The following is a 6,944-nucleotide window of genomic DNA, read 5'->3' on the forward strand; positions in this document are numbered from 1 at the left end:
TCTATTTTCCGCGATAAACCAGAAAATCCGGCAGATAGTCGATCAGGCGGATCAGCCACGAGAATGGGGCCGGGAAATCCGTACGGAAGCGGCGGCGCGACATCGCCTTAACCACCCGGGCCGCTGCATCCTCGGGCGTCATCAACATGGGCATCTTGAAATTGTTCTTTTCAGTCAGGCGCGTCTTGATAAAACCCGGGTTGACGATCCGCACCGTCACGCCGCTGCTCGCCAGATCATGCCGCATAGTCTCGGCCAGGGAAATCAGAGCAGCCTTGCTGGAACCATAACCAATCGCGGCAGGCAGCCCGTGATAACCCGCCAGCGAACCGATCAGGGTAATTTCACCGCGACCAGCTTTAACAAAACCCGGAACAACTTCACCAAGCACGCGTAAGGCGCCCAGATAGTTCACATCGCTCATGACCAACGCTGACTCGGTATTCCAGTCCGTCGTACGCATCGGATCGTAAGCGCCTGCATTGTAAACCAACCCATCAATTGGTCCGGCTTCGGTCAAGGCCTTCTGGACAGACTCTAAATCAGTCACATCACACGGAACCGCCTTTGCATTGGCTAAGTCGTCACAAATCTGGGTCAACCGCTCTGAATTGCGGGCCGACAAAACCAGATGCGCGCCCTGACGGCTTAACTCCTCAGCCAGAGCACGACCTAATCCTTCGCTGGCCCCGACAATCCAATATGTTTTTCCGTCAAAACTGCTCATGGTTGGGCTATCCGGAACGCCTGGATCATTAGGATCCAACGTCTCAAAAAAGTTGCTTTGGACATCTTGTGGATATTACGTCTCAATGCTTCGTGTGGATCATCCTCGATCCGGAAGATCAGGCCAGAAACTAAATATAGAACGTTGGAGAAAATAATCTAACTTGACTGATCCAATCGAGCGAACGCTGCGTATCCCTTTGTAAAATGTCGCACAAAGAGGATGATATGTTCGACGAGACACGAGGCGTACGCAAGAAAATCGCGATTGTAGGTGCAGGCATTTCAGGTCTATCCGCAGCTTACTATCTTTCAGAAGACCATGACATCACCATCTTCGAGGCAGAGCCTCGCCTTGGGGGACATGCCAGAACGGTGATGGCAGGCAAAAACGGTGATCAACCCGTTGACACCGGTTTTATAGTTTTCAATTACGTCACCTACCCTTATCTCACCAAATTGTTTGAAGAGCTGAACGTTCCTGTCACAAAGAGCGAGATGAGCTTTGGTGCGACCATAGACAACGGTCGAATCGAGTATGGCCTGAATAACTTACGTACGTTGACTGCTCAAAAGCGCAATCTTGCACGTCCTGCATATTACAAGATGATTGCGGACATAGTGAGATTTGGCAAAGAGGCCCCGACTGCGGCACGGGATGACGACACCACAATTGGAGAGCTCGTGGATCAGCTGCGCCTGGGTCATTGGTTCCGTCACAACTATTTGATGCCTATGTGTGGCGCAATCTGGTCCACACCAACCGAGTTTGTTGATCAATTTCCAGCTCGATCCTTGGTTCAATTTTTCCGAAATCATGCCTTGATGGCAGGCGATCGCTCTAAGCAGCACCAGTGGTGGACAGTAAAAGGCGGCAGTATCGAATACGTACGTCGTCTTGAGGCAGCCTTGCGAACCCGTGGCTCAGACATTCGTTTGTTCGCTCCGGTTGACCATATCGAAAGGTGCGATCTGGGCGTCACCGTCTACAGTCAAGGGCAGCCTGACCTGTTTGATGAGATTATTTTGGCCACGCACTCGGATCAAACATTGTCGATCTTGGGCGATTCAGCGACATCGGTCGAAAGGGATGCACTCGGGTCTATACGATATCAGCCCAATAAAGCTTATTTGCATTGTGATTCAGGCCAGATGCCGCGTCGCCGGGCCTGCTGGTCAAGTTGGACCTATCGTTCAAATGGCGGCAATGTTGGCGTGACTTATTGGATGAACCGTCTTCAGAATATTCCTGACAGTGATCCACTATTCGTAACGCTGAACGCATCATCAGAAATCGCTGCGGATAAAATCTATGATGAAGTCGAATTTGCCCATCCGGTATTCGACAAAGCTGCCCTGCGAGCACAAGGGCAAATCCGCGAGATGCAGGGACAGAACCGAACGTGGTTTGCCGGAGCGTACAACCGGCACGGTTTTCACGAAGACGGGATTGCGAGCGCGATGCATGTCGTCGATCTGCTGAAACGCACCCCGCATAGAATCGGAGCTGACAATGGCATTCTTGAACCAGATACGGCTGTCTCTGTTGCGGCCGAGTAAATGCATCTGGCGCGTAGCGCTGGTAACTGCCTTGTTGTTGCCGCCAGCCTGGCTGGCGGCCTCGCCGCTGGCGGGTGCACTCAAAGACGCGCAACTTCGAGGGACTTCCACTTTTCGGTATCTGGGCCTGCCTATTTATGACGCAAAACTGTTTACACCTGGGGGTGGACCTTTCAGTTGGAACGAGGATTTCGGGCTGCAACTGACCTACCGAAAGTCCCTAAAACAGAAGGCTTTGGTTGAATCAACGCTCGATGAGATTGAACGCCAAGGGAACAAAGCTCCTTCGCAGACGCAATTGGAACAATGCTTTCAGGCAGTCAGTAATGGCGACAGTTATCTGGCAATTTCCGAAGGTCCAAACCAAGTCGATTTCTGGCGCAACGGGAACAAGACCTGTGCGCTTTCCAGCCCCGGGATCAAACGGGCGTTCATGTCAATTTTCCTTGGGGACGACACCAGATCGGCAAACTTCACGCGACAGCTTAAGGGGCAATAATGCTGTATCCGCGTGTCAGCCTATACGCGCTTATGCTCGCTGCGGCGGGTATCCCGCTTTATATCCACCTTCCGCGATTTGCCTCGGTAAATCTTGGAATTGGGCTTGGCGTAATCGGGACTTTATTGTTGGCGATCCGGTTGGTGGACTTGGTACAAGACCCCTTGATCGGTTGGTCGATTGATCGTTGGCCTGGCGCTCAATTGATGTTTGCCATCATGGCGGCGATTGGCTTGGCCGTCGGCTTTCCGCTGCTGTTCTCTTTACCGGAGGACGCCAGCATTCTGTCTCTTGTTGTTATCTTGATCCTGCTATTTTCCGCCTACAGCCTTGGGACAATTTTACTTTATGGTCGCAGTGCGACATTGGCCAAAAAACCGAACTCTGCTGAATTGATGAGGTTGGCCGCTTATCGCGAAGGCGGCCAATTGGCGGGAGTTATCGCCGCGGCAGGCGCCCCCGCATTGTTCGTGGCAATCGGCGCCGAAGCGCAAGGATATCCCGCGTTCGGAATGTTTCTTGGCCTTTTATCTATCTTTACCATCCTGCTGACGTTCCCCATGTGGCGCCGAACTCCGATTACAGGGCAGGGCCTTTCTTTTGCCGGGCTTGGTCAGGCAGGTGCCCTTCGTTTACTTACGCTTGCTCTAATCAATAGCCTGCCAGTCGCAATAACCTCGACTTTGTTCTTGTTTTTTGTCGAAGACCGACTGCAATTACCGGGGAAGGCCGGGCCACTGCTGATACTTTTCTTTCTCAGCGCAGGTGCCAGCGTTCCACTGTGGGCCAAGCTTGGAAACCGAATAGGCCCCAAACAGACCCTGATCATCGCCATGCCATTGTCGATTGCCGGTTTCATCGGCGCCGCCATGTTGCCGGCTGGCGAACTTACGGGTTTTGCAGTGATATGCTTTGCTTCCGGCGCGGCGTTGGGCGCGGACATGGTTGTACTACCGGCGATGTTCTCGGTCGTTCTTACACGTTCTGGCTTGAATGCCTCAGCAGCATTTGGAATTTGGTCTTTTGCTGGCAAGCTGGGGCTGGCTCTGGCTGCATTTTTTACTCTTCCGCTGCTTGAACGCAGTGGCTTCAATCCCGGTCAATCCAATTCCGTTCAGGCTTTAGAAACACTCAACTTAGCCTACGCCGTATTGCCCTGCGTTCTAAAGCTGGGCGCGTTTGGAATGGTTTTGACCCTACCTACAGAGGTAACCGTCAAATGAACTTTCTGATAGTACTCTTGCTGGTGGTTATTGCGCTTGTCGTAGTCCGAGGTCGTTTCCTCAGCTTTCGTGCGCAGACTCCTTCAGATTATGCTGATACCGGACCTCAGTTTTCGCTCACAAAACACCTGAACGGAGAAATTCTGTCAGAAGGCTTAATTTATGGTCCCAACGGCAAGATGTCGAACAGCTTTGTTGCCCGAATGGTCGGTGAATGGGAAGGTAACTCAGGCACGTTATCAGAGTATTTTACCTATTCCAATGGCAAGCAAATGACCAGGAAATGGCACCTCACTTTGGGAACGGGAAACAAATTTACGGCAACCGCAGAAGACATAGTCGGCGAAGGTCGAGGGATAGTTTCTGGCTCTACGGTCAAGTTGAACTATCGCATTATTTTGCCAGAGGATGCAGGGGGGCACACGCTGGAAGTAACCGATTGGATGTACCTGACGGAAAACGGGGCGATAATGAACCGGTCAGAGATGCGAAAATTCGGAATTAAAGTCGCAGAGCTGGTCGCAACAATGCGACCAGCGCCAGAGGCCGTCTTGAAACATCTACCCGGAACAAACGGCTTTGACGCAGAAGCAGCGCCGAGGACACTGCAATGATTGCTCGACGTTATCTTCTTGGAATTCTTGCGGTAACCGGACTTTTAGTTTTAGCAGCCTGCTCAGCAAAGCCGAGGGTTCCCAAAACATTTTTGTCCGACCGGCAATTGAACCTAGAAGAGTTCTTTGAAGGAAAAACCGTAGCGTATGGTCAGTTTCAGGATGTTCTGGGCAACATCCCGCGCCGTTTTACCGTTGAAATTGACGGAACTTGGGATGGTCGGACTCTGACATTAGTAGAAGACTTTGTGTACGACGACGGGGCAACGGAACAACGCGTTTGGACGTTGAACAAAACATCTGACGACACTTGGACCGGGACAGCACCCGGTGTATTGGGTACGGCAACCGGTATTGAACGCGGTGATACATTCAACTGGAAGTACAAGATCGACCTGCCTGTGAAAGACGGCACAATGCGTGTCAATTTTGATGATTGGATGTGGCTTTTGTCAGATGACCGACTTTTGAATCGAGCCTATGTCTCGCGCTTTGGCGTTCGTCTGGGTGAAGTAGTCTTGTTCTTCGAAAAGAAGTGATGGGTGTCGCGGTTGGCGATGGACACCCAATTTCAGCCATACACCAAGCTATTAGACCTTTGCGGTCAGGTGCGGTAAGAAAAACTACCAGTGTGTCCCCACGGTGAAGAAGGTTGGCCGCTTTCACGCAATTGATAACGCGTCGGTTTCAATACGCGTGACTGAAAATACAACGTCCTCAAAATCTTGATCACCACCGCCGGTAAGGTCTTCGAAACCGATAATCATTGCATTCCCACCGTCGGCAATTCCCGAAAGTGCATGTTGTTCATCGTCGGTATTCAGTAAGGCTTTTTCCGCATGGAACGTGTTTACACTGGCTGAGTTTCCATTGACAAAAAGTATTAGATCAAAGTCGTCGTCCACATCGGCAACTGCACCATTGCCGGCTCGAAACTCCAACACGTCGCTGTTTGACACGTTGGCTGCCCAATCTGCAGCATTCTGAACAACAAAGAACCCGAGTCTGCTGCCATCCGCCACGTCTGAAATGGTAACTGAGCCGGTGTCGCGGTTGGTGTTGTCGTACAACAATCGCACATTAGCGATTTCGCCATTGTCGAGGATATCATAGACCCCCAACACGTTATTGTACCCTGCGTGCCCAATATCGAGCAGTTCAACCTGAAAATCCGTCGCACCGTCACCTGACAAAAACTCTTTGTTGACCACGCCGTTGATCTGGTCTCGGCTTACTCTGTCCCCATCCGACAGGTCAGGAAGGTACTTGGCGTAACTTATGATGGTATTCCCGTCGACTGCGATTGCGAAAATGTCGCCTTCTGACCGCCCAGAAATGAGCGATATTGTAACATCTGAATTACCATCGCCGTCTAAATCCACCTCGATCTCTGAGTCTCTGTTAAAGTGAATATTGGATCGGCCTGGTTGGACTCCTTCGAGGATTAGCTGATTACCTTCGTCAAAGTTGGTTATTACATCATTGTCCAGCTCTTCCGGAGTACCCCTGAGCGCTCCGCTCTCACTCTCTAGCGTGAATTGTTCAAGGGTTGGTGTCGCTTCCACTTCAGCGTTTTCCTCGGGAGCGATTGCCTGCTCAGACGGTAGGCTGTCGTCCGTTCCGGCACTGCCACCTTCGTCCAATTGGACACCGGCTGAAGTCCGTGCAAAGTTTTGCGTCACCATCACGGCAGGCACGCCCTGAAAGGTACCGATCTCGATCCCAATGCCGATGTAAGCCAGTGCCGGATTGAGAATATTCGCCCTATGTCCATCGCTGTTCATCAACGCGTCATGCAAATTAACGACGTCATCGCTGAAACCTGGAACACCGCGCTGACTCTGCCATGCGATGTTTTCGGCGGTAGACCACGACCCGGACAAGACGAAGCCAGATTCGCGAATTCGTTGAGTCGCTGAGCTATCGCCTTCCCCAGTATGCGAAAATGTGCCCGTTTCGAGCATCCAATCACTGTGCTCTTCTGCCGCCGCGTTAAGCCGGAGCTCTAACTGCACTGGATCAAGCCCACGCGAAACGCGCTCCGAATTAATCAGATTGAGCATTTCTCGTTCAAGGGAACTTGCTTCCGACATCACCGATCCTCCAAACTGCGGACATAGTCAGAGGAAAATTTGTCTATAATTGGACAATTTGAAGCCACAAATTGCTTACGCACCCAAAACGGCGACTTCCTGCTGGTTTGGCCTTACTAATAAGCGGATTGACGATTCTTTATGCGCAATGCCCGCAGGCAACCTGAAACCCCATTTTTTGCTTGATTTGTGTTGTTTGGGCAGTTTTGCGTTTATTTTTCTTTTTTGG

7 protein-coding genes are annotated in these 6,944 nt (G+C 51.4%); 5 read left to right on the top strand and 2 right to left on the bottom strand.

Annotated elements, in window-relative coordinates:
* Position 1: 1 nt before the first annotated feature.
* The gene (locus GOV45_RS16135; protein ID WP_170479652.1) at positions 2-727 is read right to left on the bottom strand and encodes an SDR family NAD(P)-dependent oxidoreductase; all 726 of its coding nucleotides are present in this window, start codon (positions 725-727) and stop codon (positions 2-4) included.
* Between the two features lie 227 nt (positions 728-954).
* On the opposite strand from GOV45_RS16135, the gene GOV45_RS16140 reads away from it, so the two are divergent.
* The 5 genes from GOV45_RS16140 to GOV45_RS16160 are packed head-to-tail and all read left to right on the top strand — an operon-like array spanning position 955 to position 5,161.
* Positions 955-2,286, top strand: a complete 1,332-nt coding sequence (locus GOV45_RS16140) for an NAD(P)/FAD-dependent oxidoreductase (protein WP_170479654.1) — start codon at positions 955-957, stop codon at positions 2,284-2,286.
* Positions 2,240-2,785, top strand: coding sequence for a hypothetical protein (locus GOV45_RS16145; RefSeq protein ID WP_170479656.1), 546 nt, complete (start codon positions 2,240-2,242; stop codon positions 2,783-2,785). Before GOV45_RS16140 ends, GOV45_RS16145 begins: the two co-directional genes overlap by 47 nt.
* Positions 2,785-4,008 (top strand): MFS transporter, encoded by a 1,224-nt coding sequence (locus tag GOV45_RS16150; RefSeq protein WP_170479658.1) that lies wholly within the window; start codon positions 2,785-2,787, stop codon positions 4,006-4,008. The genes GOV45_RS16145 and GOV45_RS16150 overlap by 1 nt, the downstream gene beginning before the upstream one ends.
* On the top strand, positions 4,005-4,622 hold the full coding sequence (locus GOV45_RS16155) for a DUF3833 domain-containing protein (protein WP_170479661.1): 618 nt from the start codon (positions 4,005-4,007) through the stop codon (positions 4,620-4,622). Before GOV45_RS16150 ends, GOV45_RS16155 begins: the two co-directional genes overlap by 4 nt.
* Positions 4,619-5,161, top strand: a complete 543-nt coding sequence (locus GOV45_RS16160; RefSeq protein WP_170479663.1) for a DUF3833 domain-containing protein — start codon at positions 4,619-4,621, stop codon at positions 5,159-5,161. The genes GOV45_RS16155 and GOV45_RS16160 overlap by 4 nt, the downstream gene beginning before the upstream one ends.
* Positions 5,162-5,284: 123 nt before the next feature.
* Here GOV45_RS16160 and GOV45_RS16165 read toward each other — a convergent pair whose 3' ends face one another.
* Complete coding sequence (locus tag GOV45_RS16165; RefSeq protein WP_170479664.1) at positions 5,285-6,715, bottom strand: CAP domain-containing protein; 1,431 nt, start codon at positions 6,713-6,715, stop codon at positions 5,285-5,287.
* Positions 6,716-6,944: the final 229 nt, after the last annotated feature.

The sequence above is a fragment of the Ruegeria arenilitoris genome, assembly GCF_013035425.1.
Classification (GTDB): domain Bacteria; phylum Pseudomonadota; class Alphaproteobacteria; order Rhodobacterales; family Rhodobacteraceae; genus Ruegeria; species Ruegeria arenilitoris_A.

Bases quoted from the DNA above. Each gene is read 5' to 3' on its own strand.
- GOV45_RS16135 (WP_170479652.1), bottom strand. From the start codon at position 727: ATGAGCAGTTTTGACGGAAAAACATATTGGATTGTCGGGGCCAGCGAA.
- GOV45_RS16140 (WP_170479654.1), top strand. From the start codon at position 955: ATGTTCGACGAGACACGAGGCGTACGCAAGAAAATCGCGATTGTAGGT.
- GOV45_RS16145 (WP_170479656.1), top strand. From the start codon at position 2,240: ATGGCATTCTTGAACCAGATACGGCTGTCTCTGTTGCGGCCGAGTAAA.
- GOV45_RS16150 (WP_170479658.1), top strand. From the start codon at position 2,785: ATGCTGTATCCGCGTGTCAGCCTATACGCGCTTATGCTCGCTGCGGCG.
- GOV45_RS16155 (WP_170479661.1), top strand. From the start codon at position 4,005: ATGAACTTTCTGATAGTACTCTTGCTGGTGGTTATTGCGCTTGTCGTA.
- GOV45_RS16160 (WP_170479663.1), top strand. From the start codon at position 4,619: ATGATTGCTCGACGTTATCTTCTTGGAATTCTTGCGGTAACCGGACTT.
- GOV45_RS16165 (WP_170479664.1), bottom strand. From the start codon at position 6,715: ATGTCGGAAGCAAGTTCCCTTGAACGAGAAATGCTCAATCTGATTAAT.